General features: G+C 56.9%; 23 protein-coding genes, 1 tRNA gene, 1 other RNA gene and 5 pseudogenes. 22 read left to right on the top strand and 8 right to left on the bottom strand.

The window, feature by feature from the left end; genetic code table 11:
• Positions 1-18: 18 nt before the first annotated feature.
• From dnaG to ribD, 8 genes and pseudogenes are all read left to right on the top strand, one after another.
• A pseudogene (dnaG, locus tag ACZ1HM_RS07730) lies at positions 19-1985 on the top strand (DNA primase).
• A 120-nt stretch (positions 1986-2105) separates the two neighbouring features.
• Positions 2106-4095: pseudogene (gene rpoD, locus ACZ1HM_RS07735) on the top strand (RNA polymerase sigma factor RpoD).
• Between the two features lie 207 nt (positions 4096-4302).
• Complete coding sequence (locus tag ACZ1HM_RS07740) at positions 4303-4734, top strand: hypothetical protein (RefSeq protein ID WP_472742267.1); 432 nt, start codon at positions 4303-4305, stop codon at positions 4732-4734.
• Positions 4735-4737: 3 nt separating this feature from the next.
• The gene (locus ACZ1HM_RS07745) at positions 4738-5136 is read left to right on the top strand and encodes a hypothetical protein (protein WP_472742268.1); all 399 of its coding nucleotides are present in this window, start codon (positions 4738-4740) and stop codon (positions 5134-5136) included.
• The gene (locus tag ACZ1HM_RS07750) at positions 5133-5540 is read left to right on the top strand and encodes a hypothetical protein (RefSeq protein WP_472742269.1); all 408 of its coding nucleotides are present in this window, start codon (positions 5133-5135) and stop codon (positions 5538-5540) included. Before ACZ1HM_RS07745 ends, ACZ1HM_RS07750 begins: the two co-directional genes overlap by 4 nt.
• 39 nt (positions 5541-5579) lie before the next feature.
• Complete coding sequence (locus tag ACZ1HM_RS07755; RefSeq protein ID WP_472742270.1) at positions 5580-5993, top strand: secondary thiamine-phosphate synthase enzyme YjbQ; 414 nt, start codon at positions 5580-5582, stop codon at positions 5991-5993.
• Positions 5994-6233: 240 nt separating this feature from the next.
• Positions 6234-6701, top strand: a complete 468-nt coding sequence (gene nrdR, locus ACZ1HM_RS07760; protein WP_472742271.1) for a transcriptional regulator NrdR — start codon at positions 6234-6236, stop codon at positions 6699-6701.
• A 17-nt stretch (positions 6702-6718) separates the two neighbouring features.
• Positions 6719-7790: pseudogene (gene ribD, locus ACZ1HM_RS07765) on the top strand (bifunctional diaminohydroxyphosphoribosylaminopyrimidine deaminase/5-amino-6-(5-phosphoribosylamino)uracil reductase RibD).
• A gap of 54 nt (positions 7791-7844) precedes the next feature.
• Here the strand turns inward: ribD and ACZ1HM_RS07770 are convergent.
• The 3 genes and pseudogenes from ACZ1HM_RS07770 to ACZ1HM_RS07780 all read right to left on the bottom strand — a co-directional run bounded on the left by ACZ1HM_RS07770 (position 7845) and on the right by ACZ1HM_RS07780 (position 12416).
• Positions 7845-9772, bottom strand: a pseudogene (locus tag ACZ1HM_RS07770) (capsular polysaccharide biosynthesis protein).
• Positions 9773-9887: 115 nt separating this feature from the next.
• Positions 9888-11024 carry a polysaccharide biosynthesis/export family protein gene (locus tag ACZ1HM_RS07775; RefSeq protein ID WP_472742272.1) on the bottom strand — a complete coding sequence of 379 codons (1137 nt, stop codon included), beginning with the start codon at positions 11022-11024 and terminating at the stop codon, positions 9888-9890.
• A gap of 112 nt (positions 11025-11136) precedes the next feature.
• Positions 11137-12416, bottom strand: a pseudogene (locus ACZ1HM_RS07780) (capsule biosynthesis protein).
• 193 nt (positions 12417-12609) lie between these two features.
• Between ACZ1HM_RS07780 and ACZ1HM_RS07785 the strand changes: the two are divergent.
• The 5 genes from ACZ1HM_RS07785 (at position 12610) to ACZ1HM_RS07805 (ending at position 15946) form a co-directional block, all read left to right on the top strand.
• Positions 12610-13203, top strand: a complete 594-nt coding sequence (locus tag ACZ1HM_RS07785) for a riboflavin synthase (RefSeq protein WP_472742273.1) — start codon at positions 12610-12612, stop codon at positions 13201-13203.
• A 241-nt stretch (positions 13204-13444) separates the two neighbouring features.
• Positions 13445-14572, top strand: a complete 1128-nt coding sequence (gene ribB / locus ACZ1HM_RS07790; RefSeq protein ID WP_472742274.1) for a 3,4-dihydroxy-2-butanone-4-phosphate synthase — start codon at positions 13445-13447, stop codon at positions 14570-14572.
• A 1-nt stretch (position 14573) separates the two neighbouring features.
• Positions 14574-15125: a 6,7-dimethyl-8-ribityllumazine synthase gene (locus ACZ1HM_RS07795; protein ID WP_472742275.1), complete on the top strand. Its 552-nt coding sequence runs from the start codon at positions 14574-14576 to the stop codon at positions 15123-15125.
• On the top strand, positions 15122-15595 hold the full coding sequence (nusB, locus tag ACZ1HM_RS07800) for a transcription antitermination factor NusB (RefSeq protein WP_472742276.1): 474 nt from the start codon (positions 15122-15124) through the stop codon (positions 15593-15595). The genes ACZ1HM_RS07795 and nusB overlap by 4 nt, the downstream gene beginning before the upstream one ends.
• A gap of 54 nt (positions 15596-15649) precedes the next feature.
• Complete coding sequence (locus tag ACZ1HM_RS07805) at positions 15650-15946, top strand: hypothetical protein (RefSeq protein WP_472742277.1); 297 nt, start codon at positions 15650-15652, stop codon at positions 15944-15946.
• Between the two features lie 44 nt (positions 15947-15990).
• On the opposite strand, the gene ssrS is transcribed toward ACZ1HM_RS07805, so the two are convergent.
• A non-coding RNA gene (ssrS, locus tag ACZ1HM_RS07810) (6S RNA) lies at positions 15991-16144 on the bottom strand.
• A gap of 174 nt (positions 16145-16318) precedes the next feature.
• Here ssrS and ACZ1HM_RS07815 point away from each other — a divergent pair.
• The gene (locus tag ACZ1HM_RS07815; RefSeq protein ID WP_472742278.1) at positions 16319-16789 is read left to right on the top strand and encodes an MmcB family DNA repair protein; all 471 of its coding nucleotides are present in this window, start codon (positions 16319-16321) and stop codon (positions 16787-16789) included.
• 3 nt (positions 16790-16792) lie between these two features.
• Here ACZ1HM_RS07815 and ACZ1HM_RS07820 read toward each other — a convergent pair whose 3' ends face one another.
• Positions 16793-16993 (bottom strand): DUF6324 family protein, encoded by a 201-nt coding sequence (locus ACZ1HM_RS07820; RefSeq protein ID WP_472742279.1) that lies wholly within the window; start codon positions 16991-16993, stop codon positions 16793-16795.
• A 76-nt stretch (positions 16994-17069) separates the two neighbouring features.
• Here ACZ1HM_RS07820 and ACZ1HM_RS07825 point away from each other — a divergent pair, with 76 nt between their 5' ends.
• Complete coding sequence (locus tag ACZ1HM_RS07825; protein WP_472742280.1) at positions 17070-17552, top strand: GNAT family N-acetyltransferase; 483 nt, start codon at positions 17070-17072, stop codon at positions 17550-17552.
• 74 nt (positions 17553-17626) lie between these two features.
• Positions 17627-17703, top strand: a tRNA-His gene (locus ACZ1HM_RS07830).
• A 162-nt stretch (positions 17704-17865) separates the two neighbouring features.
• Here the strand turns inward: ACZ1HM_RS07830 and ACZ1HM_RS07835 are convergent.
• Both ACZ1HM_RS07835 and ACZ1HM_RS07840 read right to left on the bottom strand, forming a co-directional pair.
• Positions 17866-18033 (bottom strand): hypothetical protein, encoded by a 168-nt coding sequence (locus ACZ1HM_RS07835; protein WP_472742281.1) that lies wholly within the window; start codon positions 18031-18033, stop codon positions 17866-17868.
• Between the two features lie 256 nt (positions 18034-18289).
• Positions 18290-19225 carry a GGDEF domain-containing protein gene (locus tag ACZ1HM_RS07840; RefSeq protein WP_472742282.1) on the bottom strand — a complete coding sequence of 312 codons (936 nt, stop codon included), beginning with the start codon at positions 19223-19225 and terminating at the stop codon, positions 18290-18292.
• A gap of 240 nt (positions 19226-19465) precedes the next feature.
• On the opposite strand from ACZ1HM_RS07840, the gene ACZ1HM_RS07845 reads away from it, so the two are divergent.
• The 6 genes from ACZ1HM_RS07845 (at position 19466) to ACZ1HM_RS07870 (ending at position 25713) form a co-directional block, all read left to right on the top strand.
• Positions 19466-19861 carry a hypothetical protein gene (locus ACZ1HM_RS07845; protein WP_472742283.1) on the top strand — a complete coding sequence of 132 codons (396 nt, stop codon included), beginning with the start codon at positions 19466-19468 and terminating at the stop codon, positions 19859-19861.
• Positions 19858-20259, top strand: coding sequence for a RipA family octameric membrane protein (locus ACZ1HM_RS07850; protein WP_472742284.1), 402 nt, complete (start codon positions 19858-19860; stop codon positions 20257-20259). Before ACZ1HM_RS07845 ends, ACZ1HM_RS07850 begins: the two co-directional genes overlap by 4 nt.
• A gap of 9 nt (positions 20260-20268) precedes the next feature.
• Positions 20269-21396, top strand: a complete 1128-nt coding sequence (locus ACZ1HM_RS07855) for a hypothetical protein (RefSeq protein WP_472742285.1) — start codon at positions 20269-20271, stop codon at positions 21394-21396.
• A gap of 1220 nt (positions 21397-22616) precedes the next feature.
• The gene (locus ACZ1HM_RS07860; protein ID WP_472742286.1) at positions 22617-23909 is read left to right on the top strand and encodes an AAA family ATPase; all 1293 of its coding nucleotides are present in this window, start codon (positions 22617-22619) and stop codon (positions 23907-23909) included.
• A gap of 9 nt (positions 23910-23918) precedes the next feature.
• Positions 23919-24788, top strand: a complete 870-nt coding sequence (locus tag ACZ1HM_RS07865; RefSeq protein ID WP_472742287.1) for a DUF4435 domain-containing protein — start codon at positions 23919-23921, stop codon at positions 24786-24788.
• Positions 24789-25047: 259 nt separating this feature from the next.
• Positions 25048-25713 (top strand): SOS response-associated peptidase, encoded by a 666-nt coding sequence (locus ACZ1HM_RS07870; protein ID WP_472742288.1) that lies wholly within the window; start codon positions 25048-25050, stop codon positions 25711-25713.
• 13 nt (positions 25714-25726) lie between these two features.
• Here the strand turns inward: ACZ1HM_RS07870 and ACZ1HM_RS07875 are convergent, their stop codons facing one another.
• The gene (locus ACZ1HM_RS07875) at positions 25727-25903 is read right to left on the bottom strand and encodes a hypothetical protein (protein WP_472742289.1); all 177 of its coding nucleotides are present in this window, start codon (positions 25901-25903) and stop codon (positions 25727-25729) included.
• Positions 25904-26216: the final 313 nt, after the last annotated feature.

Consider the following 26216-nt stretch of genomic DNA (forward strand, 5'->3'; position numbering starts at 1 on the left):
GGGTCAATATAATACGGCATGAGCCTGCCACCCGGATTTTTGGACGAATTGCGCAACCGATCCAGCCTGTCTCAGGTTGTCGGGCGCAAGGTGATATGGGACGCGCGCAAGTCCAACCAGGGCAAGGGCGACATGTGGGCGCCTTGCCCTTTTCATCACGAAAAAACCGCCAGCTTTCACGTCGATGACCGCAAGGGCTATTACTATTGCTTTGGGTGCCATGCCAAAGGCGATGCCATCAGCTTTGTGCGTGAGACGGAAAACGTAAGCTTCATGGAAGCCGTGGAAATCCTGGCGCAAGAGGCAGGTATGACGATGCCAGCCCGCGATCCGCGCGCGGCTGAGAAAGATGACAAGCGTAAAGACCTGGCCGAGGTGATGGAACTGGCCGTGCGGTGGTTCCGGTTGCAGCTGAAAACCGGTGCGGCGGCAGAGGCGCGGGCCTATCTGGACCGGCGCGGCCTGTCTGGGGCGGCGCAGGATCATTGGGAAATTGGCTTTGCCCCGGACAGCTGGCAGGGGCTGTGGGACGCGTTGAAGGGCAAAAACATCCCCGATGAGATGATCCTGGGCGCGGGGCTGGCCAAACCCTCCAGCAAGGGGGCAAGCCTTATGACACTTTCCGGGGCCGCATCATGTTCCCGATCCGGGATGCACGCGGGCGCGCGATTGCCTTTGGCGGGCGGGCGATGGACCCCAACGACAACGCCAAATACCTTAATTCACCCGAGACGGAGCTGTTTGACAAAGGCCGCAGCCTTTACAACGTCAAAGAGGCGCGCAGTGCTGCTGGCAAGGGGCAGACGCTCTTGGTGGCCGAAGGCTATATGGATGTGATTGCCCTGCATGGGGCCGGGTTTGAGGCGGCGGTGGCCCCTTTGGGCACGGCGATCACGGAAAACCAGTTGCAGATGCTGTGGCGGATTGACCCAGAGCCGATCATCACCCTGGACGGTGACACCGCAGGCCAACGCGCGGCATTGCGGCTGATTGACCTGGCGCTGCCGCTGTTGGAGGCCGGACGCAGCCTGCGTTTTGCGATGATGCCCGAAGGGCAGGACCCTGACGATCTGCTCAAATCAGCGGGCCGCGAGGCGTTTCAAAAGCTGATCGACGGCGCGGTGCCCATGGTGCAGCTGTTGTGGCAGCGCGAAACCGAGGGTCGCGTGTTTGACAGCCCTGAACGGAAAGCAGCGCTGGACAAAGCGCTGCGTGAAAAGATCACGCTGATCAAAGACCCATCGATCCGCAGCCATTACGGTCAGGAAATCAAAGACTTACGCTGGCAGCTGTTCCGCCCGCAGCGCGGCGGTCCGCAGGCTGGCGCACGGGGCCGGGGCGGGCAGTGGGCGGCCAAAGCGCCCTTGCCCAGCACGAAATCTTCGGTGCTGGCCGCAGCATCGGATGCCGCCAGCACCGAGCATCTGCGCGAAGGCGTCATTCTGGCGGCCTTGGCCACATCGCCGCAGATCATCGAGGAATTCGAAAGCGGGCTTGATGCCATGGCCTGCAGAGACCCCTTGCATCGGGGCCTGCGCGACGTGCTGTTGCGCTTTGGCCCTGAAGGCGCGGAGGTGTTGCGCGCGGAAATAGACCGTGCGTTGGGGCCAGATGCCCTTGAAAACCTGCTGACCCAGCGCCATGTGGCCATTACGCCCTGCGTGCGCAAACCAGGTGATACAGAGATGGCCAGCCTTACCGTAGCGGAGGAATTGGCAAAGCTGGAAGCAGCAAGAGGGTTGGATGCAGAGATCGCAGAAGCGGTTGAGGATCTGAGCGGCGTGGCCGATGAAGGTGTGACGTGGCGGCTTTCAGAAGCGGCGCGCGCCGCGGAAATGGCCAAACGGTCGGGTCAGGAAGACACGGCAGAGTATGATGTGGGCGACAACGGCGCGCACATCAGCAAAGACGAACGCAGCGCTTGGGACACGCTGCTGAGTACGATTGATTTCAGCAAGACCAAAGGGCGCGGCAAAAACCCGTGACCTTTTGGCAGATACTTTAGGAAAAAGCAGGATATCGGGTTTTAGAATCAGGGCGAACACCCCATGATCTGACAATTCGAATCACCTGATTGATTCGCGCGCTCGCGCTGGAGGGACCCTATGGCCGCTAAGGACACGAACGAAGACGCAAAACGGGACGATGCAGACAGCGGTCATTCGCTGGACATGTCTCAGGCTGCTGTCAAAAAGATGATCTCGGAGGCCCGTGAAAAGGGCTATATCACCTATGATCAGCTCAACACCGTTCTGCCTCCTGATCAGGTCAGTTCTGAGCAAATCGAAGATGTTATGTCGATGCTGTCTGAGATGGGCATCAACATCATCGAAGATGAAGAGGCCGAAGAGGAAGAGCAAAAGGGCTCAACCGAGCTGACGACGACAGACAGCAACAAGGAAGTTGCGCTGTCCTCGGGCACGGCCGAAAAGCTGGACCGCACGGACGATCCGGTGCGCATGTACCTGCGCGAGATGGGATCGGTTGAGCTGTTGTCCCGCGAAGGCGAGATCGCGATTGCCAAGCGGATTGAGGCCGGTCGCAACACGATGATTGCGGGCCTGTGTGAAAGCCCGCTGACCTTCCAGTGCGATCACCATCTGGCGCGACGAACTTCTGTCCGAAGACATTCTGCTGCGCGATGTGATTGATCTGGAGGCCACCTTTGGCAACCAGATGGGCGAAGACGAGGAAACCACACCGGTGGTGCCCGCGCCGGGGGCAGCCCCTGCTGAAAACAAACCTGCTGAGGCCAAGCAAGAGCTGGATGCCGACGGCAACCCCATCACCACCGACGACGATGATGATGATGACGAACAGGCCAACATGTCGTTGGCTGCAATGGAGGCGGCGCTTAAACCTCAGGTTCTTGAAGCGCTCGACATCATTGCGGATGACTATGCCAAACTGAGTGAGATGCAGGACAGCCGGATTTCGGCAACCCTGAACGAGGATGGCTCATTCTCAGAAAAGGAAGAAGGCAAATACCAGAAGTTGCGCAGTGAAATCGTGGCTTTGGTGAACGATCTTCATCTGCACAACAACCGTATTGAAGCGTTGATCGACCAGCTTTACGGCATCAACCGCCGCATCATGCAGATCGACAGCTCCATGGTGAAGCTTGCCGACCAGGCGCGCATCAACCGCAAGGAATTTGTCGAAGCCTACCGGGGCTATGAGCTTGATCCCAATTGGATGGAGCGGATGGCCGAAAAGCCCGGGCGCGGTTGGCAAATGTTCATCGAACGCTCCAGCGAAAAGGTGGAAAACCTGCGCGCTGACATGGCGCAGGTGGGCCAGTATGTGGGCCTTGATATCTCAGAATTCCGCCGCATCGTGCAGCAGGTTCAGAAGGGCGAAAAAGAGGCGCGCCAGGCCAAGAAAGAAATGGTTGAGGCGAACCTGCGCTTGGTGATCTCGATTGCCAAGAAATACACCAACCGTGGCCTGCAATTCCTTGATCTCATTCAGGAAGGTAACATTGGCCTGATGAAGGCGGTGGACAAGTTTGAATACCGCCGTGGCTATAAATTCTCCACCTATGCGACCTGGTGGATCCGGCAGGCGATCACCCGTTCCATCGCGGATCAGGCGCGCACCATCCGTATTCCAGTGCACATGATCGAGACGATCAACAAGCTGGTGCGCACAGGCCGGCAGATGCTGCATGAGATCGGCCGTGAGCCGACGCCAGAGGAATTGGCAGAAAAGCTGCAGATGCCTTTGGAGAAAGTGCGCAAGGTGATGAAGATCGCCAAGGAGCCGATCTCTCTTGAGACGCCGATTGGGGACGAGGAAGACAGCCAGCTGGGCGACTTCATTGAGGACAAGAATGCTGTGCTGCCGCTCGACAGCGCCATTCAGGAAAACCTCAAAGAAACCACCACCCGCGTCTTGGCAAGCCTCACCCCGCGCGAAGAGCGCGTGCTGCGGATGCGTTTTGGCATCGGGATGAACACCGACCACACGCTGGAAGAGGTGGGTCAGCAGTTCAGCGTGACGCGCGAACGTATCCGCCAGATTGAGGCGAAAGCGCTGCGTAAGCTCAAGCACCCAAGCCGCAGCCGCAAGCTACGCTCGTTCCTGGATCAGTAGGGCGCAGGATTAGAATTTTGAAAGAGCCGCTCCATTCGGGGCGGCTTTTTTGATGCGGCAAGGGCTTTGAAGCGCGCAAGGTTTTAAAGCGCATAGGGTGCTAAAGCGCGCAGGGTTGTGATGCGCATAAGGCCGCCTCCCACAGCCTCGTGATTTTGACCTGATCCAAAGCGCCCCTATTTTCGTATCAGGAACAGGAGAGACGTGATGCGGATTTTTCTTTCGGCTTTGGTGTTGGGGCTCTTGCCCGGGCTGGCGGCGGCGCAGGGGTATCGTGCGGTGAACCAGCTGGTTGTGATGCCATTGCAGGGCGGTGACTTTGAAGTGATTGAGGCCCGAGGCGAAGGCGCGCGGGGCCTGTGGTGTGCGGCGGCGGATTATGTGTTGGCGCGCGGCGGGCAGGGGGCGGATCGGCGCATCTATGTTAAAAGCCCGCGACAGGCGGCCATCACCGCACCGGGGCGCAAGGGAGTAGTGTTCACCACCAGCACCGCCCGTTTGGGCGTGCCCCCCAGCCAATCGCTGTCAGTGACCGTGCGGACGGCCGGCGTTGGGTTGCCCGTCAATCATGCGGTTCAGTTCTGTAAGGACTACCAGATTGAGCTGGAAGACATTCTGCTGCGCCGGAGAGGGAGCTAGGACATGCATTTTAAGATGGCTTTGGGCATTGCCGCAACCTGCCTGCCGCTGATGGCAGAGGCCGCGACATTTCGTGCTGAAAACCGGGTGGCTGTTGTGGGCCAGGCGGATGGGTTTGCCGTGCAGGGCGACGCGGGGCATGGCGCGCGCGGCATGTGGTGTGCTGCGGCAGATTATGCGCGCCGTGCCTTGGGGGCGGCAGGCACCGACCGGATCTATATCGCAGAGGGCCGCACACCGGGGCTGGGGCAACGGGGACCTGTGCGGTTCACGCTGGATGCACAAGGGTTGCCACCCGGTGAGGTGTTCATCGTGGGCGCGTCTTTGCGGCGGGCGGGGGCCAACCTGTCTGTCGATCACGCCTATTCCTTTTGTGCCGACGCAAAGGTGATCAACCGATGAAACATCACGTGCTGGCATTGGTTTGCGCCCTGACCCCCACCATCGCAGCCGCCGCGACCATGGGGGAGGAAGACACCATCGTGATCAACCCGCTGTCGGGCGCGGATTTTGAGGTGATTGCAGGGATCAACTTTGGCGCGGCCGAATATTGGTGCGGGGCCGCCACATTTGTGGAGCGGCGCAGCGGCAAATCAGAGCTGACCCCGATCTATGTAAAGCGGGCAGAGGCTCCCAGCGTCAGCGCACCGGGCCGCAAGGGCGTGGTCTTTTCGCTCAGCAATGCTGGGCTGCCCGCTGAAACGGGCGCGCGGTTGACGCTAACTGTGGATGATCCGGGCGTGATGCTGAAATCCGTGCAGGCCCGCCGCTATTGCCGGGATGCGTTCACCCGCTCCACAAAGTAGCGCTTGCCCCCTGGCCGCGAGGGCGGGCAAGATCGCGCCATGCAGACGAGTTTTACATGCCAGACCCAGGGCCAGGGCCTTTACGAAATCACCGCAGATGTCGCACGCTGGCTGCGCGGGCAGGGCGATGGGTTGGTGACGTTGATGATCCGCCACACCTCGGCTTCGCTGTTGATCCAAGAGAACGCGGACCCAGATGTTCAGGTGGATCTTTTGGCGTTTTATCAACGGCTTGTGCCACCAACACATGATCCGTCGATGGGCTATATCACCCACCGGCAGGAGGGGCCGGATGACATGCCGGCGCATATCAAAGCGGCGATGCTGCCGATCCATCTGAGCATTCCGGTGCAGGCAGGGCAGATGCGTCTGGGCACCTGGCAGGGGATTTACGTCTTTGAGCATCGCGACGCGCCGCACCGGCGCGAGATTGCCGCGCATTTTGCGGGCTAAGACGGCGGTATGCGGGTTTGGGCGGCAGGTGCAGGGGCGCTGAACGGCCAGCGAGGGTGGTTGTCCAGCACGCCAATTGTTTCGTTCCCAAACCTCTTTTTCGCGCGGGCCTGGCCAGGATTTGGCCACAAGATATAGGTTTGCATTTCAACCCTACCCAAAACCTCGCGGGTCTCCTATAAGTCTAGGGAACAGGGCCTTTGGCCCCACCAAGCACGGCGGAAAGAGAGGGAGAAGCACATGCGCTGCCCATTTTGCGGAAACATCGACACGCAAGTGAAAGACTCGCGTCCTGCAGAGGATCATGTCTCCATCCGGCGGCGCCGGTTCTGTCCGGCCTGTGGCGGGCGCTTTACCACCTATGAACGGGTACAGTTGCGCGATCTGGTGGTGATCAAATCCACCGGCAAACGCGAAGATTTCGACCGCGACAAGCTGGAACGCTCCATCCGCATCTCCATGCAGAAACGCCCGATTGATCCTGAACGCATTGATCAGATGATCAGCGGGATTGTACGGCGGTTGGAAAGCATGGGTGAGACAGACATTCAATCCAAGCAGATCGGTGAGATTGTTATGGAAGCGCTGGCCCGGATCGACACGGTGGCCTATGTGCGTTTTGCCAGTGTTTACAAGAACTTCCAGGCGGCGGATGACTTTGACAAATTCGTTCAAGAACTGCGCCCTGATACCCCAATAGAAGAGTGATCGACGACGCCCGGTTTATGGCGCTGGCCCTGTCTTTGGGGCGGCGTGGACAGGGTACGACATGGCCCAACCCGTCGGTGGGCTGTGTCATCGTCAAGGACGGGCGCATCTTGGGCCGTGGCTGGACCCAGCCCGGTGGGTGCCCCCATGCCGAGGTCGAAGCGCTGGCGCAGGCCGGAGTGGCCGCCGCAGGTGCAACCGCCTATGTGACGCTGGAACCCTGCGCCCATCATGGCAAAACACCGCCCTGCGCTGAGGCCTTGATCGCGGCCCAGGTGGCGCGCGTTGTTGTGGCTGTGACGGATGCGGACCCGCGTGTGGATGGCGGCGGCATCGCCATGCTGCAGGCGGCAGGCATTGACGTGTCGGTGGGCACGGGGGCGGAGGCGGCTGCGCGGGATCACGCGGGCTTTTTCAGCAGGCTTGAGTTGGGCCGCCCGTTGGTCACGCTGAAGCTGGCGAATTCCTTTGACGGGCGGATTGCGACCGGCACCGGCGAAAGCCAGTGGATTACCGGCCCCGAGGCGCGGCGCGCCGTGCACGGAATGCGGATGCGCCATGATGCGGTGATGGTCGGCGGCGGGACGGCCCGCAAGGATGATCCAGTGCCTGACCGTGCGGCACATGGGGGCCAAACATCAGCCTGCCCGCGTTGTGATTTCGCGCCGCTTGGATGTGCCCCTGATGAGCCAGCTGGCACAGACCGCAGGGCAGGTTCCGGTTTATCTGTGCCATGGCGCGGATGCGGACAAGACGTTGATCCACACCTGGAAAGATCTTGGCGCGCATCTGCTGCCCTGCGCGGTCAGGGGTATGCAGCTAGATCCGGCGGATGTGTTGCGCCAGTTGGGCGGTGTGGGCATGACGCGGGTGTTCTGCGAAGGCGGCGGGGCGCTTGCCGCGTCCTTGATTGAGGCGGATCTGGTGGATGTGTTGGTTGGGTTCAACGCCGGTCTGGTGATCGGGGCCGAAGGGTTGCCGGGCATTGGGGCCCTGGGGCTGGCAAAGCTGCAAGAGGCCCCGCGCTATGTTCTGCGGGACGTGCGGCCAATGGGCGGCGATGTGATGCATGTCTGGGAGCGGCCTTAGGGCCATTCACCCTGTGAGCGGCCACAGGCGATACGTTACCTCGCGTTGCCCGCGCTAGCCGCGCCGCCACAGGTGGGCTTGGCTGGCAAAGATGCCCTGAAGTTTGGACAGCAGGCGGTTCGCTGGGCCGGGCGTTGGAATGTCACCGCTGCTCAGCCGGGCCACGATCACTTCGACGGGGCAGGCTTGCCCGGTTTTGGGGTCAAGATAGCGCGGATAATCAATCAACGCCGCATGCACCAGCCCCGCAAGGCTGGGTTCAGCGCGGCGGCGGGGCGGGATATCCCCTAAGTCATGTGTGAGCCCCCAGCCGGCATAAAAAGGCGCGCCTAAGGTGGTGACGGGGATGCCCCGCAGCAGCGCTTCGAACCCCAACAGAGAGGTGAGCGTCCAGACCGCATCGACATGGCCCAGCACCTGCGCGGGGTCGGCGTGGGACAGGATGCGATCCGCGATGTCACTGGCATCTGTGGCCCCGTCCCGCAGTCCTGCCTCAACATCCGGGTGCGGTTTGTAAAGAATCACGGCGTCGGGGTTGGCGGCGCGCACCGCTTCGAGAAGGCCGCGGTTGGTGCGCAACTGATCTGTTCCAAGCTGGATGGAGGCGTCGTCTTCGACCTGGCCGGGGACAAGGATGCGGGCACCTTTTGGCACTTCATCAAGCTCTGGCGGGGCGGCTTCAAGATTGTATTTGCTGAGGCCTGCCTGGGTCAGCTGATCGATCAGCCGTTCCGCGCGCTGCTGTTGATCCGGGCGCAGGGTGGCGCGGGCCTCAATCCATTTCTCCAGACGGCTGGGGCGGCTGGGATCGTAATAGATGCCCAGATCATCCACAACCAGCGACAGCGGCGGGGTCAGCGCGGCCCCAAGCCCTTTGGAGCGCAAGAAGCCGTCTTCGACGCGGGCGGCATCTGTGTCAGCCTCAGCTGCCTTGCTGGCCCAGATCATGCGGTTGCGGCCGCTTTGGCGGGCTTTGTCTGCATCGTTTTCAAACAGAAGCGGTTGGCTGTGGCCAAAGAACTGTTGCAACGGCTTGCGTTTCCACAGCCGCATCTGAGAAGCGGTCCAGCCGCGGTGATCTTCGCGCCAGGCGCGCGCCTGGGCGGCAAGCGCTTCCATCGTGTCTTCCAGGCGGCACAGCTTGTCGTGATAGGGGTCATACCACTTTGGATAGAGGATCATCGCGGCTGCAAAGAGCTGCGCGCGGGTGAGCGTTCTTTGGCGGCGTTGGACCGGAAATTCATCCCTAGTCAGCCCCCAACCGGCATAGAAGGGCTGGCCAAAGACGCGGGGCTTGTGACCGGCAAATATCGCCTCAAACCCCAGTTGGGATGAGACCGTATAGACCCCCACAGCGCCTTCAAACAGCGTCCAGGGGCTGATCGGGCCGGTGATGAGTGAGACGCGGTCGTTGGTGTCGGCTGCGCTGAAGTAGCCATCGCGGTGGCCTTGAGCCGTCTCTGGGTGGGTTTTGATCAGGACGGGCGCGCCTGGGTGCTCTTCCTGTGCGAAGACGAGCATTTCCATAAAACGCGCCCGGTCGGCCCCGCTGGCGGTGACTGAGGCATCGCCCTGGGTTTGATCAATCACCAGCACATAGCCCGGCTCGGGCGCAGGTGCGTCTGGATCAACGGCTGCGTATTTCGTCAGATGCGCCTCGGCCATGCGCGCCATGGCCCCGCGCGCACGGGTGAGCAAGGCGCTGTCGTCAAGCGGGTGATGGGCCAGCAGCTCTTCCAGCTCAGTGGGGGCAGAGGGATCAAAATGCACCCCCTTGCGGTCGATCACCAATCCCAGCGGGGGGCACCAGTGCGGCCAGGGTGCAATGAGCGGAACCACGCGTCCTCCACCCGGACCACGGGGCTGCCCCGCCGTTCGGCGACGCCAAGACCCCGGTGCGCGTAAGGCGAATTGCCCCAGACGGCGATGGCGTCGTCTTCTTTCGGGGCACCGATGTGGATGGAATAGCCCGCCAGCGCCATGATCCGGCGCAAGCGGCGTTGGGTCAGAAAGCCACCCGTGTAGACAAAAAGGCGCTCAGCCTCTTGCTGGGCGGTCTGGGGCGCATCGTATGTCTCAGGCCCCAGGCCCACCTGGTCAGCCGCTGCTGCCCAAAGAGGTCAAGGTGCTTGCCGAACCAGCTGTGCCCGTAATCGCCGAAATCACGCGGCTCCACTGGGTGAAGGGGGCTTCGGTCACGTAAATCGTGTCGCTGTCGCGGATCACGAAATCGCGGGCCATGAACATGCCGTTGGGTTGGGTCAGATCAAGCACGTACACCATGCGCTGCGCGCCTTGCAGATCATCGCGGCCCAGCACTTGGCCTGCCACCTCTGCCGGTTCATTGCGGAAGATAAAGACGCCGGTTGGATCGGCTGTTGCCGCACTCAGACCGCCCACTTGTGCGATGCCTTCAAGCGCGGAAAGCGTTTGGGAATCAAAGGGAACCCGGGCTTGGCCACCGGTGGCCCCCAGCGCGGTGAAAGAGCGGGTGTCTTCTTCGACCAGGATCCGGTCGCCGCCGCGCAGGGCGATGTCAAGCTCGGGGTGTTCATAAAGGTCTTCAAGCCAGATCTGGCCGCGATGGCTGCCGCGAATGACGGTGATCTGCGCAATCTCTGGCGTGATGGTCACACCGCCCGCCTGGGCCAGCATGGTGCCCAAGGTGCGGGTGGGCCGCTCAATCGGGTAGACGCCTTGCGCGCCGATGGCACCGATCAGCGACACGGTTGAGCCATCGCCCGCAGCACGGCGCACTTCTACCTGTGGATCAGGGGTCTGTTCGCCCAGTTTGTTGGTGATGATGCGGCGGATGGCGTCAGGCGTGTTGCCCGCTGCTTTGACCCGGCCCGCGTAGGGGATAAAGATAAAGCCCGCCCCGTCGACCTGGACCTCTTCCAGCACGGTCGCAGGAGAGCCTTCGACGCCCAGCAGCGGATCATCCACGTTTTCATAGACCGTGATGCCCAAGACGTCACCGGGACGAATGGTGTCTGATCCCAGAACTGAGGCGTTTTTGAATGCGTCTGAGAACCCAAGCGCAGGCACCACGGCGGTGGCGCGGGTCACCCTGTCGTTGACGGCAACGATAAAGGCGTCGCCCTCTTTCTGGATCGAGCCTGCAAAGATCTGACGTTTGTTCGGACCAACAGCAGGCAGGCCACAGGATGCAACAATGGCCAAGGCCGTGACGGCGGCGACGGGACGCACCCATCGTTTGGTTTGGGAATTCACTGCTCGGTCTCCTCGACCTGTTCAACTCTGCCTCGAAATCGCTGTTTTCAGCGTATTTTGAGGAAAGATAGCCCAGAGTTGTCTCGAAAGCTAGCGGTTTGAACGGCTTAGCTCAGGTCACCAGGCGCAACTGTTGCCGCGGGGCCGCGGTGCCCGCGCGTAGTGCCTGATAGGGATCATCGGCGCTGAGCATCATATCGACGACGTGACGCATCAATTGCCGGCGCCCTCTGGCGGCGTAAAAACCGCCAGGAACTTGTGATGTTTCAAGCAGATAGCGGCGAAAGTCCTGGTAGGCTTTGTTGTCGGGCCGGGTGGCTGCGGCAAAGAACTCAGCCAGGGGTTGATCAGAGACGAATTCCGGTTTGCCATAGACCGCGCGCCCGAAGGTTTTCAGCGGAATGCCGCGCCAAAGCACCTGTTGACCGGCTGTGGAGTTCACGGTCACGGCGGAACGCGCGTCATTAAGAAGTGCGGCCAGCTTGCCGCCGCCCACGAAATGCAAGCGGTCTTCGATGCTGTGCTCCTGCGCCAGGCGACGCAGAATGCGGCGCAGCGGGGCGCGGCCATTTTCCAAGGGGTGCGCTTTGATCACCAGATGGTGGTGTCCGGGCGCGCCTTTGGCAAAATTCTCAACCACGAGGGTCAGAAATTCCTCCATCGTGTTAAAGGGGGAGTGTTCCCTGAAAGAGGCGTCATGCTCCAGCTGCAATAGCGCCAGATGATAGGGAAAGCCGCCGCGTCTGATACGCCCCTGCGCCAGAATGCGGTCTATGGCGTTGAGGGGCATCATCAGCAGGCGTTTGAGGTAGAGCCGAAACTCTTGCCCCACGGCCAGCGGGCGGTGGGGGCGAAAGTGCCGGTACTTGCCGTTTCGGAACATCACGAACCAGTGATAGAGCGCGCCGTAGAACACATGTTGGCGCATGTCGCCCCAATGGCCAGGGGCAGGGGCGCCTCGCCGTCGGTTTGGGCCAGCTCCGCCTGCATTTGGGCCACGGTCATGTCCATCAGCGGCGAATGCCCGTTTGAGCCGCCCCGTTCATAGGTGACCCAATAGGGCCGCATATAGCCTTCCTCAAAGACATGCACCTTGACCCCACGCGCGCGCGCAACTTCAACCGCCTGGGCGTGGACCGGACGGGTGTCGCCGTAAAGCACGATGTCGGTGATGGATTTGTCCTGCAGGATCTGCGCCAGCCGCTCTGGCCAGGTCTCAGCGGGTGCATCAAAGGCCAGATAGCTGGCGCTGTCAGACCAAAAGGCCGCATCACCTGCGTTAAAGCCTACGCGCCAGACCGTGCACCGCGCCCGGCGCAGCATTTTGCCAAGCTGGTCAAAGAAGGGTCCATGCGGCCCCTGCAGGAAAAGGAATGCCCTGTTATCGTTCATCAATTCTGCTCTTTTTTCGCCAAAGCTATGCTGAAGCCTCGGACAAGTGAACAAAAATCTGGTTAATGCCGTCTTTTGCCGTGCCGATGTGTGGAATTTTGCCACCGCGAGCGGCAGGGGCGTGCCACGAACCTTGTCATAGGGGGGCAAGGCCGCTACCTGCTGAGCGACACCAGAAAGGGAGGGTTCGCCCATGTTCACCGGCATCGTCACAGACATCGGCATTGTCACGCAGGTGGCGCAGGAAGGTGATCTGCGTGCGCGCATTCAGACAGGCTATGACACCACGCGGATCGACATGGGGGCCTCCATCGCGAGTGACGGGGTCTGTTTGACGGTCGTGGCTTTGGGCCCGGACTGGTATGAGGTGCAAATCTCAGCCGAGACGGTGGAGAAGACCAACATCGGCCAGAACGGTTGGCATGAGGGCAAGCGGGTCAATCTGGAACGCGCGCTGAAGGTGGGAGACGAGCTGGGCGGTCACATCGTGTCTGGCCATGTCGACGGCGTGGCCGAGGTGGTGGAGATGGCGGATGAGGGCGACAGCACCCGCGTGACCCTGCGCGCGCCCAAAGACCTGGCGCGTTTTATTGCCCCCAAGGGATCGGTTGCGCTGAATGGAACGTCGCTGACCGTCAATGAGGTTGAGGGCTGTGATTTTGGCATCAACTTTATTCCGCACACCAAGGAGGTGACGACCTGGGGCGATGTTAAGCTGGGCGACCGGGTTAATCTGGAGATCGACACGCTGGCCCGCTATGTGGCGCGACTGGCGGAGATGTCTTAGGGGCCTGACCTGGGGCCCACGCGATTGGTGGTGCCTGGGGCGTCGGGCGTTTTTGAGTTTTAGAGGAAAGATGAAGCGCGGGACGGTGGGCCCCGGGTAGGGGTGTGCGCGTGGGGCGCGGGTTTTTGGGGTGGTGTGATCTGCTCCGGTGAACGGTGTTTCAGGGCGTGCGCGGGTGCGCTGCGGCTGGTCAAACCTGCGGCGACGGGCTAGAGGGGGCGCAGCTATCACGGGGTGCCCTATGACGTATGAAACACCCGGACCGGTCGAAGAAGGACTGGCCGAGGCCATTTCGCCCATCGCAGAGATCATTGAAGAGGCCCGGCAGGGCCGGATGTTCATCCTTGTGGATCACGAAGACCGCGAGAATGAGGGTGATCTGGTGATCCCGGCGCAGTTTGCAGATGCCGCAGCGATCAACTTTATGGCCACCCATGGGCGTGGCTTGATTTGTCTGCCCTTGACCGCATCGCGGGTGTCCGAGCTGGGCTTGCCGATGATGGCAATGCATAATTCGTCGCGCCATGAGACCGCGTTCACCGTGTCCATTGAGGCGCGTGAAGGGGTGAGCACGGGGATTTCTGCGGCGGACCGGGCGCTGACCATTGGCGTGGCCATTTCAGATCAGGCGGGGGCCGCGGATATTGCCACGCCGGGGCATGTTTTTCCGCTGCGTGCGCGCGATGGCGGCGTGTTGGTGCGCGCCGGGCATACGGAGGCGGCGGTCGATATCTCGCGCCTGGCGGGGCTGCACCCCTCAGGAGTGATTTGCGAGATCATGAAGGACGACGGCACCATGGCCCGGTTGCCAGATCTGGTGGCCTTTGCTGCCGAGCACGGGCTGAAGATCGGCACCATCAGCGATTTGATCGCCTACCGGCATCAGCATGACAACCTGCTTGTGGAACGCGCGCGCCGCGATGTGGTGTCGGCCTATGGGGGGGACTGGCAGATGCGCGTGTTCAGTGACCAGATCACCGGCACGGACCATGTGGCGCTGATTAAGGGCGATATCTCAACCCCTGCGCCGGTTTTGGTACGCACCCATGCGATCAATGCGCTGGAGGATATTCTGGGCCTTGGCCCCAGCCCCGCAGATGAATTGCCGCGCGCCATGCAGATCATCGCAGATGAGGGGCGCGGCGCGGTTGTGCTTTTCCGTGATCCCTATCCGCGGCTGCGGTTGGAGGATGAAGAGGATGAAGGGCCCCGCACGGTCAAGAACACCGGGCTTGGCTCTCAGATCCTGTCAGCTTTGGGGTTGAACCAGCTGATTTTGCTCACAGATAACCCCGAGACCCGGTATTTGGGTCTTGACGCCTATAGCATTGAAATTGTGGGCACCCGGCCCATCACCCAAGAGGTTTGATATGGCATCTTCACAAGAGCATACGGTTTTGGACCGCCCCACGTTCGACAAACCTGTGAAGGTGTTGATCGTTGTCTCGCCCTATTACAGCGACATCGCGGAGGGGTTGCTGCGCGGGGCGAAGGCGGAGTTGGAAGCGGCTGGGGCCAGCTTTGAGGTTGTCGAAATGCCCGGCGCGCTGGAGATCCCCACAGCGATCGGCATCTCTGATCGGCGCAGCAACTTTGACGGCTATGTCGCTTTGGGTTGTGTGATCCGGGGAGAGACCACGCATTATGAGACGGTGTGCAACGACAGCTCGCGCGCCTTGCAGATGCTGGGGCTGTCGGGGCTGTGCATCGGGAATGGCATTCTGACGGTTGAGAACAAGAGCCAGGCTGAGGTGCGGGCTGATCCTGAGGGGCAGAATAAAGGTGGCGGTGCGGCGGCTGCTGCCTTGCATCTTATTGCGCTCAGCCGTAAGTGGGCCGACACCAGCAAGGGCATAGGGTTCAAGCCACGGGGCGAGGACACGCTGATGGCTGGCACAGCAGACGGAACGAACATCGCATGACCACCGGCCTTTCAGGCAATCAGAAGCGCAAGATGAAATCAGCGGCACGGCTTTATGCGGTGCAGGCGCTGTTTCAGATGGAGCATTCGGCCCAAACCGTCGAAGTGGTGCGGCGCGAGTTTTTGGACCACCGTTTTGGCGCGACCTATGAAGGCAATGAGATGGTGGATGGCGACATCGATCACTTTGCGCGGGTCTTGGATGATGCGGTGAACTATCAGGCGCCGATTGACCAGATGACCGACCGCGCCTTGGTGGCCAAGTGGCCCATCGCGCGGATTGATCCCACGTTGCGCGCAGTGTTTCGCGCCGCCGGAGCTGAACTGCGCGATGATGCAACGCCGCCACGGGTGGTGATCACCGAATATGTGGATGTGGCGCGGGCGTTTTTTCCAGAAAGCAAAGAGCCCAAGTTCGTCAACGCGGTGTTGGATCACATGGCACGTGAGGCCCGCCCAGAGGCATTCTGAGCGGGTTTGAACGCCAGCCAAGATGGTCTATCTTGTAGGGCAGGAGCGCGCGCTATGCCCATTATCTTCCGGTTCTACATCAAGCATTGTCTGATTGGTTTTGCCGTCTCAGCGGTGTTTGTGGCAGTGCTGATCTATTTCAACATCGCTAATTTGGGACATCTGGTCCTGACGTCGGACATCGCTGTGTTGGCGCTTGTGGTCTTTTGGGTGCTGAACGGGATTGTCTTTGCAGGGGTACAAACCGGCGTTGCGGTGATGTTGATGAGCACGGATGAGACGGCACCACCTGCAGGGCCGGACCGTGGCGTACCCGTTCCCGTGAGGCGGGAAAATACCAAGGGTAAATAAAGTGTTACCCTGCAAGGTTCATGCGGTGCATGAGCTTTGGGTGTGGCGGTACCACCGCTGCCGGTCAGTATTTATTCCCGAGGACCTGTATATACAGGTGGGCGCCAGGTAACCGAACCAGGGCTCGGACAGAGCCAGCTCCCTCGGATTTGCTTAAGGCCACTGGAATGTAACGTCTCACGCACAGGGCAGAACCCCGCCACAGGGCTGCATGTATGCTGCCGGGGGTGCGGTGGCAATGGGGCTGAGCGAAATAGCGCCGCTCTCTGCTGCGGCCTTCGGACGCTTGTGTGGCGGGTGTCGGTGCGGGTGAGGGGATATGGTGCGGCACAAAAAGTTGCAAATGTTCATGAATTGTTCGTAGTCTTGGCTATGACCGCAACGGATCAGAATTTGGCAGAACGGGTGGCGCAGCCGGGTCAGCTGTTGGCGCGGGGCGTGGCGCGGCATTTGGTCAGCCACGGGTTTGTCTGTGTCGAAGAACTGGTGCCGACGCGTGGTTTGCGTGTGGATGTCATGGCGCTGGGGCCGAAGGGTGAGATTTGGGTGGTGGAATGCAAATCGTCCCGCGCCGATTACACCTCTGACGGTAAATGGCAGGGCTATCTTGAATGGGCGGACCGGTTTTTTTGGGCTGTGGATCAGGATTTTCCCAGTGAACTGCTGCCGCATGACACTGGGTTGATCATCGCTGACGCCTATGGCGGAGAGATCATACGCATGCCAGTAGAGGCCAAGCTGCCCGCCGCGCGGCGCAAAGTCATGGTGCAGAAGTTCGCAGTCCATGCCGCAAGGCGGCTACATATGTTGCGCGATCCGGGGTTGATCCCCGAATGGGGCTAAGGCCTAGCGTTTCTTTTGCGCCTGACCACCGGCGACGCGGTTGGCCGCAGCGGTGATTTCATCGGCGATCTCATAGGCTTCCTCGGCGGTGAAATCCATCGGGATCTCAAAACCACCCCCTTCGATATAAAGCCGCACCATACCTGCATCAGTTGGCCCGATCTGAAGGTTTGCCTCAATATCGCTTTCGTCGTTAATGCCCATGGGTGCCTCTTTCGCTGGACCGCAGAGGTAGCGCGGGATGTCTTGAAACGCAAGCCAGCCTGCTGAGACTGGGGCGATGGATGATATTGAGATTCGCCCCTTTGAAGCGGCAGACCGCGATTGGCTGGTTGCAGAGCACCGCTTGGCTTACGCACGCGCCGAGGGCTTTGATGACAGCTTTGGCGATTTGGTGGCAGAGATCCTGGACAGCTTTATCAGCACACATGATCCAACCGTTGAACGGGGATGGATCGCGTGTCGCGGCGCGGCGCGTTTGGGCAGCATCTTTTGCGTCCGCCTTGAGGAGGATACCGCCAAGCTGCGGCTCTTTTTGTTGAGTGAAGCGGTGCGCGGCCAAGGGTTGGGGCAGCGGATGTTGGCGACCTCGATGGCGTTTGCGCGGGATAAGGGCTATCGCCGCATGGTTTTGTGGACGCACGAATCTCACCGGGCGGCCGGGGCGCTTTATGCCAAAAACGGTTGGACGTTGATGTCGTCAGTGCCGGTGGTCAGTTTCGGACAGGCCTTGGTGGAACAGCATTGGGAAATCGACCTCTGATCGCCGGTGCTACGCAGATTTGGGGCTTGCTGGGACTTGCAATCTGAAAACGACAGGGCTAAATCGGCGTGCGTGCCGCCTTAGCTCAGTTGGTTAGAGCGCTTGATTGTGGATCAAGAGGTCCCTGGTTCGAGACCAGGAGGTGGTACCATATCTCCCCATATTCTGAATATAAATCAGTGACTTAATTCTGAGACCCTGTGTTCTGTCGACCAATTTGTCGACCATTGGAATCAAAATCGGTCTTTTTTGCCCTCAAAAGCAAAACCCCCGCCAGACCGGCAGGGGCTTCAATTCGTGGCGATGATTCCGCTCAGCTGCCGGACCGCAATAGGCCCAGGCGTTCTTTGTGCTTCTCGACATAGGTGCGCGCGGCGTTTGTGAACGTCTCTTTGTCACTCTCAGGCACCCAAAGACTGACGCGCACCAGACCGTTCATGTTCTGGCGCTGTTCGTATTCGCGGTTTCTCCGTACGTGCATGCTATTCCGCTTCGATTGTTTTGCCATGGCCCCACTCTCCATTTGAAGCTCCCTTAACATAGCACTATCCGGACTCTTGGTGGACCTATACCAAAGGCCAGAGAAAGCGGGATTTCATCGTGCTAAAAGTAGAGTTAGGTTAAGCGCCTTAGTATGCGTTTCGCTCGGGCCTACCAGGTTTGGCTTTGGAAATGTATGCCTTGTTATGAGCTTCACATTTCCGCTCGCCCGAAATGCAAAACTCTAGAAAATCCCGCTAATCTGAAGTCTCCAGGAATAACTGCAACGCGTCTTCGTAAACTGTCTTCTTCCAACCGTCTTCCAGATCGCTCGGCTGTGTTTTAGAAGCCCAGAAAATACGGCAGGACTGTCCTGGCTGCTTAGCACTGCGCATACCCTCATGCGCCCGCTGCAATACGTCAACAATTGTGTCGTTTGGGCAGACTGATATCACAGCAGCAGAAAAGGTCAGTTTCAATTCAGAACACTTTAGGGTCTTAGACTGGATGTATGGGGTAAGCTCATCTAAAAGCCGCCGTTGCAAGCGCACCAGGAAGTCAACTGCGGCTGCCTCTGGGGCACCAATCATAATTATGAATTCATCGCTACATGCCTGTTTGCGGTATACTAGCTGCCTCAACCCTAGGACCTTCGGCTGCACTTTGAACGAGATCTTGCAAACGCTCTCCTCTTTGTGCTTCAACTTACATAACGTCTGCGCGAAGCACCTCATAACCCTGTCACCATTTATGTCACCGTACCTTTGATTGATCTCTCCAAAGGCGACTAGGTCAACGACAATCAGATGGACCGGCGCTTCATAGGAAACCGATCCGACAACCTTTCTGAAATCAACACAGAATTGCCGGTCGTTCGGAATGCCCGTGACCATATCGACTATGCGCTGTTGCTCAGATGCTCCGCTTTCATCACACATGGTGGACATTGACATCTCCAAGTCTCCGGCTTTCTCCTGTCCGGAGCAAAGCATAAGGTAAAGGCACATGATCGAGCAGGATACAACTACGAAGAAAAGCCCGGCAAGCAGCAGCGAATGGATGATAAACAATAGAGCGCTTGCTTCATGGTACTCAGGCGATAGTGCATCCAACAGCGCTAGTAGTGTGGCGAGTGCCGTTAGTAGCACCGCCAAATAGGGAATGATCTTTATAAGACTTGTTGTTATTGACATGCGCCGTAGCAGAAAATCCCAAATCCTACATCAGCTTAACATGTCAGGATCGCAACGCGAGAAGCTAGTTCCTAGCAGGCAGCGCGCTTCGCCGCCGGGTCGATTGTCATACTCTCCTGACAAATCAAAGGTCAGTTGCGAAAATCAGGTAGTAACCTGTAAAGGCGCACTGTAAATCTGGTCTCGCAGTGATTTGGGCGGAGGTCCTTGTCGTGGCTGAGAAGCGGGAGGAGCAGCATTTTGACCGGACTTATCTCCCGCAGCGATGACTTTTCATTTCAAATACTAGCCGAAGGTTCCGCACGATTTTTCGTGCGCGTTACATCCTCCAAAACAGACAAGACCGTCATGGTGTTTTCAGATTTTATCCTCAACCAAGATGATGACGACCTCGCCTTGGAAGCGCTCCATTTATTGAAGGAGCACGGGTTTCCGCTGGTTTCCAAAGTGAAGCTGGTGTTTCAAGATATTGCCCCCACTTGTAGTGATGAGAACGAACGTGACGAACTGGCCAAACGCCATGATCAGATAGTGTTAGTGATGAAAGCCTATGCCGCCCAGACGGGGTTGACAGTAGAAAATAACTTCCTTGATCTAAGGAACGGGAAGTTTGAGACCGTGGTGCTGTTCGCATGACAAGGAATAACGAGATTACAGAAATTTACGCGACCTATGTTTCGGCGCTTCTTCACAACGAAGGGAAGCGTCAGAACGCTAATCAGATTTATCTAACTATTTCTTTGGCAGTGATAACCGCCTACTCGACCATCGAGGGTTTCCCAAAGCTCTACGCTGTCTCTATGATAGGCTTTGTTGCCGTTATCTGGATCTTGACGATCTTGTTTTATCGAAACCTAGCTCGCGCCAAATTTAAGGTACTGCTAGAGATGGAGAAGCAACTCGCTTTCGATCCGTTTACCAAGGAGTGGGCCGCGATGCCATCCGCTCACCGAAGAGTTGGCCTGACGCGGCTTGAAGTTCTCGCGCCTTTCGTCCTTATCGCCTTTGCTGGGATGGTGTACTTCTCTCCGTGAGGTAAAGATATGAAGAAATTTGAGATATTTATTATTGGGCCCATGGGGGAGGATAAGGACAATCCAGAAGAAGAAGCTACGCCAATTTCGAAGCACGTAGGTAACATTAAACTGGCACTTCAATCTATCAGAGACGACATAACACCCTCCGGAGAGATCATAGATATCTACGCACCAACGGACGGCATGTCAGATATTGAAGCATACGTTTTCAATCGCATCGATTCAGCAGACCTTGCTATTGCAGACATCACTTCAAGATCACCAAGCGTGATGTATGAACTATCTTTCTTCCATGCCTTAGGTACCCCAATTATCATCCTTGACGACAAGGAAAGGGAGAAGGCGGATATACCGTTTTATCTGAAGGGAGCAAACATACTCAGGATTAATGATTTTGAGGTTGCGACCCTTTCGGAAGCTCTGAGGCTCCGCTTACTCGCTTTCTTCAACGAAAACAACGACCAGGACTTTTCAGAAAACCCGATACGAAAATTCTATTCTGCACCACTTGTGGAAGCTGCGGGAGCTTCGGCCGTTGGTAGGGGTTATTACTGGAATTTGATTGACCCGGTGATCAACGCGGGGTTCGGCGTCATAGCTTCGCATACCAGTGAGAACCTCGGAAAGTTGAAAATCATAAAGCCTTCGGAGAACTTTCTCATTAACGAAGACTTGAAACGGTATGGCGAAATTGCGGCTCGCTGGAACAATGGTGAAAGGCTGGAAGAGCACGAGTGGAACATAAGTTACGCTGGGCGCTCGCGGGGCGTCAAAGCATATAAAATTGGAAGGAACATCTATGATTACCCCAGGACAATTGGATCCTTGGAACGCTCACCTAGGTTAAAGCGGGTAACTGGCAGGAGAAAACCCGGCGACGCCGCAAGAGTGAGTGAGGATAGGCTGGCGGCCGCGCGACAACGCGTGTCTTCTCAGCTCGTTAGTTACTTCTTAGAGGTTCTAGACGATGAGATTCACCGCAATGCCGCGCAGATTTTTGAGGACCGAGTGGAATTCATCTCTCTGGACGAATTCGAAAGAGAAATCGATGCATTGCCACCAAGATCAACAGTCAATCAATCCCTTTCAGTCATTGACCGGCTGTTGAATTGGGTCAGGGGCACCACAAACTAACATGTAAAAAACTCTTGGCCCGTTTCGGCCCCGCTGTTGTATCTAGCGCCCCTAAACCCACACCATTGAAGGTTTGTGTGTCTTCGACGCATTGGAGTTTGGTGCCGAGAGAAAGACAGCCTGCATAGCCAACAAGTTTTAAGGAGTAGCCTTCAAAGGCCATCAAAACGAGCAAGGGTCGGCGTTTGCCGACCCATCTTACCACTACAGCTTTCGCTGCCAGAGTTCTGTTTGTGGTCTGGACTGTCTCTTCACCATAGCTAACTGCGTTAGGTGGGCACCGTTCAGTCTCTACACCTTCTTGCGTTACAAGCTTGGCTCGCGATAACCAGTCAAGGGTCTCCCGAATTTGATGCCAGAACCCATACTGTTTCCAATATGAGCGCCCTGTTCAGAAGCTTACGTGGTCATCGTTTGGAGTCAAGCGCGATGCGCTTCTTTACCGAGTTCGAACTAACGCGAATACCGATTGGTTTGCCGCCGGAGTTTTCTTCACAGCTGGCTCCAACGTGTCTGCTCGAAGGGCGGAAACAGATTGGCACGATGGAGAGCCATTTGGTTGTGTGGTATGCCTTTCTTACCTTAAGCATGCTCACATTAGAAATTTTTGCGCGGGGTAGTTCCTTTGACGTGGCGGTGTCCCCTTTTATGTTTTGAGTTTGCTGCCCCCCCCCCCGGTCGAAAACCCCCATACCCCCCGACTCCATACACCCCCATGCTCCCTCGCCACACCAATTTTCAGGGAACTTCCCTCTTAGAAAATCTACTTCTTCTCTTGGGAAGAGCTGATCTTACGCGGTTGCAAATCATCTAACCGCTATGTGCTTGGGTGCGATCTGTGCGCGGAGCCAACCAGCAAAGACCGGTTTGCGGATAAATCTGCTGTCCTTCGAAGCAGCTGGAAAGTCAGCATACGGCCCAAAGCGGAAATAGCCGAAGCAGTCAATAGCTGCGATGCAGCTTCACCAAAACGGACTTTCGCTGCGCCCGCGACAACCAGTGTAAGGTAAACTGGGAATCCGCGGACAGTGCGGACTTCCGACTACCTAAGGCCCTTGCCCGGCATCGGCCCTTCCCCGACTTTAAAGACGTGTTGTGAAGCAATTTTTAGGAACAGTGGAGCACACGTTGGATTCCATTGAAATTTCGGCTCGCAGAACTCAACAGATTGGGGTATAGAATGCCGTGACGTCAAACTTCAAAAAGCAAGGGTAGTACCTATGCGCCTTAGCTCTTTATGCATTGACAACCTATTTGGCACACTAACTCTAGAACTAGAATTTTTTGATGACCTAAACCTTCTTGTAGGAATTAATGGCAGCGGCAAGACAAGTGCGCTCAGCGTTATTGACTGGCTACTCACTCCAAATATTCCAAAGCTTGCGACAAACTTCTTTGATCGATTGTCGCTGAAGCTAGAGGTATCGTCTAAAAGTTATGAGATACTTGCAGTTCGCAGCGACACTGAAGTTCTGATTCATGTGGAGTGTGAAAACGATGAATTCGATCCAATTTCGATACGGGTCGATCCAGATGATCCATCTTATGAAGACGAAGATCGGTATCGCAATCTCAGGCCAGAGGAACACGAGGAGAAGGCATGGGGTTTTCTCAAGAACCTAAAGAAACCAACAGTGGTGTCACTTGAGCGAACCATAACTGCCGAAGTGGATACTGAAGTCTACTATGAACGTCCCGTAAGAAGGACGCCAAGCCAAAAACGGCGACAGATAACTCCTTTGTCTCACGTACAGAAAATTTTTGGACAGCAATACGCCGAATATCGTAAAGCTGCTCGAGAAAACGATGCGCAACTAAAATCACGCATCATCCTGACTGCGCTACATAGCCCTGACAGTGATGAGCCGACATTGACAAATTTCCAGATGCCGCAAGAGAGCACTGAACAACTTGAGGAAAAGGTTAAAGGCTATCTCGCAGCATCAATAGCCTCCGAAGATGTAGAAGAGCGAGTAGCGAGGTTCTTCAGGTATTTCAGAGTTCTCAGTGATGAAGTGTCTGAAAGCTCTGATAATTCAGGGAAAGTTGTAGACTTGATCCAGTCTCAGTTTTCGAGAGTCGAGCAATTGGCTCGTGCTTTCAATGAATTTGAGGAGAGTAACGCAACGGCTTTCAAACATTTGGGTACGTACATGAAGTCAGTAAACCGTTTTCTTAAAGATAGTGGGAAGATGGTCATTGCTGACGACAGTCTCGGGCAACTTGCGTTCGTAGAGCTACAGGACGGCCTTCCAGCAGGCCCACTTCGGCCAATCAGTAAACTGTCGTCGGGGGAAACTCAAATAATTATACTTCTGGCTCTCATGGCTTTTGAAGCTGATGAAGGCTCGGTATTTGTCGTTGATGAACCCGAGCTGTCTCTTCATCCCAAGTGGCAAACTGATTTCATGGAGTCGTTTCTACAGCTTTGCCCGGCAAACTCGCAGGTTCTTGTAGCTACTCACTCTCCTGAAATTGTGGCAGGACGCAAACCTTCTTGCGTATTTTTCTGAAGCATTTTCATGGATGAGAAAGAAACATCATTTCCACAACGGAGTCAGGGTGGATTGGCTGCGGCAGATGTCTTTTATCGCAGCTATAACGAATTTTACTTTTACGTTGAAGACGAAGACCAGGAGAATTTGTATTTTGCGATACTTAGGAAATTCTTTTCTGACATAGATTTTGAGAAGATTTTCCCCTTAGGAGGCAAGCTCGCCGTTTTGAACCATGCTAAAGACGCAGCGAACTCTGACGTTGGAAAACGAGTTTATCTCTTGGACAAGGACTTTGATGACTTGTTGGGCTGTAAAGAAGAAGTCAAAGGTGTTTTCTATTTGGATGCCTTTTGTATTGAAAATTACTTCCTACAAGAAGATGCACTCGTTGAGGTCGTCCTTGAGTCTCATCCGAAGGAGAAACGTGACGACATTCGTTTGGCATTATCTCTTCACAAGATTATTCCTGAGATTGGAGAGGATTTGAGAGCGCTGTTTGCGTTTTTCTTCTTTGTCCAACTCGAGAATCTGGGAATTCCCAACAGCAGTCAGAAGCCAGAAAAATTTTGCAAGCACGGCGCCTTATGGGAGGTTTGCCCGGATCTCGTCGCGAAATTCTCCGCCACGGTACTGGATCGGTGTACAGCCGTTGGTACTCCCAAACCTACCAATAACATCCTAGACGATGCTCGACTTAGTGCATTTCGCTTGGCATCTTCCACGGAAGTTGTCAGTGGGAAGTTTTGGCTTTCGATGCTTTTCCATTACGTTAAGTCAAAATACAACTTGGGAAGCATCACCTTCGACTCATTTGTCTTTCGTGTAGCCAATAAGTGCCCTTTGGAAGAAATGAGCAATCTAGCTGCAGAGGTCAAAATCACTTTTCCTGAGTGAATGGTCACGTGCGCTAAACAACAGAGAATTATTGGCGAACAGAGGGCAAGCTCAATGTTCGGTTTACACTGTACTGAGCCGAGCTTTCGGTTCGAACGTCCGCTTCTTCTTTTGTGTCTTGATCGGTATGCACCAGCAGTGAACGACCGCTTCCCGCCCTTTTTTGACAGATACGGAGCACCAATACGAAGGCTGCATTGGGCTCAAACCGGACCTAGAAAAGTCTGGTCAACACTGACCCGCATGCTACCCATTATGAATGTGTAACCTTTACGCCAACACCATGCCCACCGACGCCATGCGTAAGATGTTCGACGTCGGGCCGACGAACGTGGATGTCGGTAACATGGAGCCGCTTCCTGCGATCTATCCAAAGTATGAGGCACCGATTATCGCAGTGGAGGCAGGAGCACGCGTGCTGCGTCGTTCGTCTTGGGGATTCCTCACACCTAACAAGTCGAAGAAAACAGGAAAGTGGCTCAAACCACGAGCTTGGAATAACACGAGGGATGACAAGATTAGGTCAGTTGCTTTGTGGAAGGACAGCTTTGAAAACCGCCGTTGCTTGGTGCCAGCGACATCGTATTCAGAGGCTACAGGCCGTAACCCTGCTACGCATCACTGGTTCAACGTTCCTGGGTCCGAAGGCTTTGCATTTGCCGGGATTTGGAAACACCAGACAGGCTCTTTGGGCGATGAAGAGATTGATCAGCATGTCTTTTCAATGGTGACAACCGAGCCAAACGAGTTGGCGTCCAAGTACCACAATCGCATGCCGGTGATCCTGTCTCCTGATGATTACGCAGTATGGCTGACCGGCGAGGCCGATGAGGCGTTCGAGCTGCTGAAACCGTTTTCTGGCGCGCTTTCGGTTATTGGCGAGGGGCACGGCATGCGGTCGGAGCCGCAGCTAGACGTCGGCTAAGCGGACATTCCGGTCATTCGATTTTGAGCCTTCGCTGACGCAGGATTGGTTCGCAGGCGCGCACATCATTTGTTGTAGCGCTGCGCATGTGGTCGTTGCGGTCGTTCACGGTGGCCGATTTGGCACGAACCGACATCGCACTTTCAAAGGATCCAGTGTTAGACAGGAACGGTGCGGACTCTGCGGACATTCGATCAATGTCTGAAACCGTACCGTCCGCAGCGAATAAGGCATTGTGTATGGTCCGGGTGCTCAACGTCCCTTTAAGCCCAGCAATGGTAGATCGAAGATGCACATGACCACGAGAAGATTCAGGAAGTCCAAAAAGGATAGTGGCTTCGACTGAGGACCGACGCATCGGAGGTGATCGGTCATCCCACCTTTGCTAAGTTTCATAAAACCTAAAATAATTTGCTGTGCGTTGGGGAACCGATTTACTCAAGCCCCAATCCTAGATGCGCAAGACCTGAAACTTGGCTACAATTTTAAGGTTAGTTTTTTGG

This window comes from Sulfitobacter sp. GN1-4 (genome assembly GCF_055693825.1).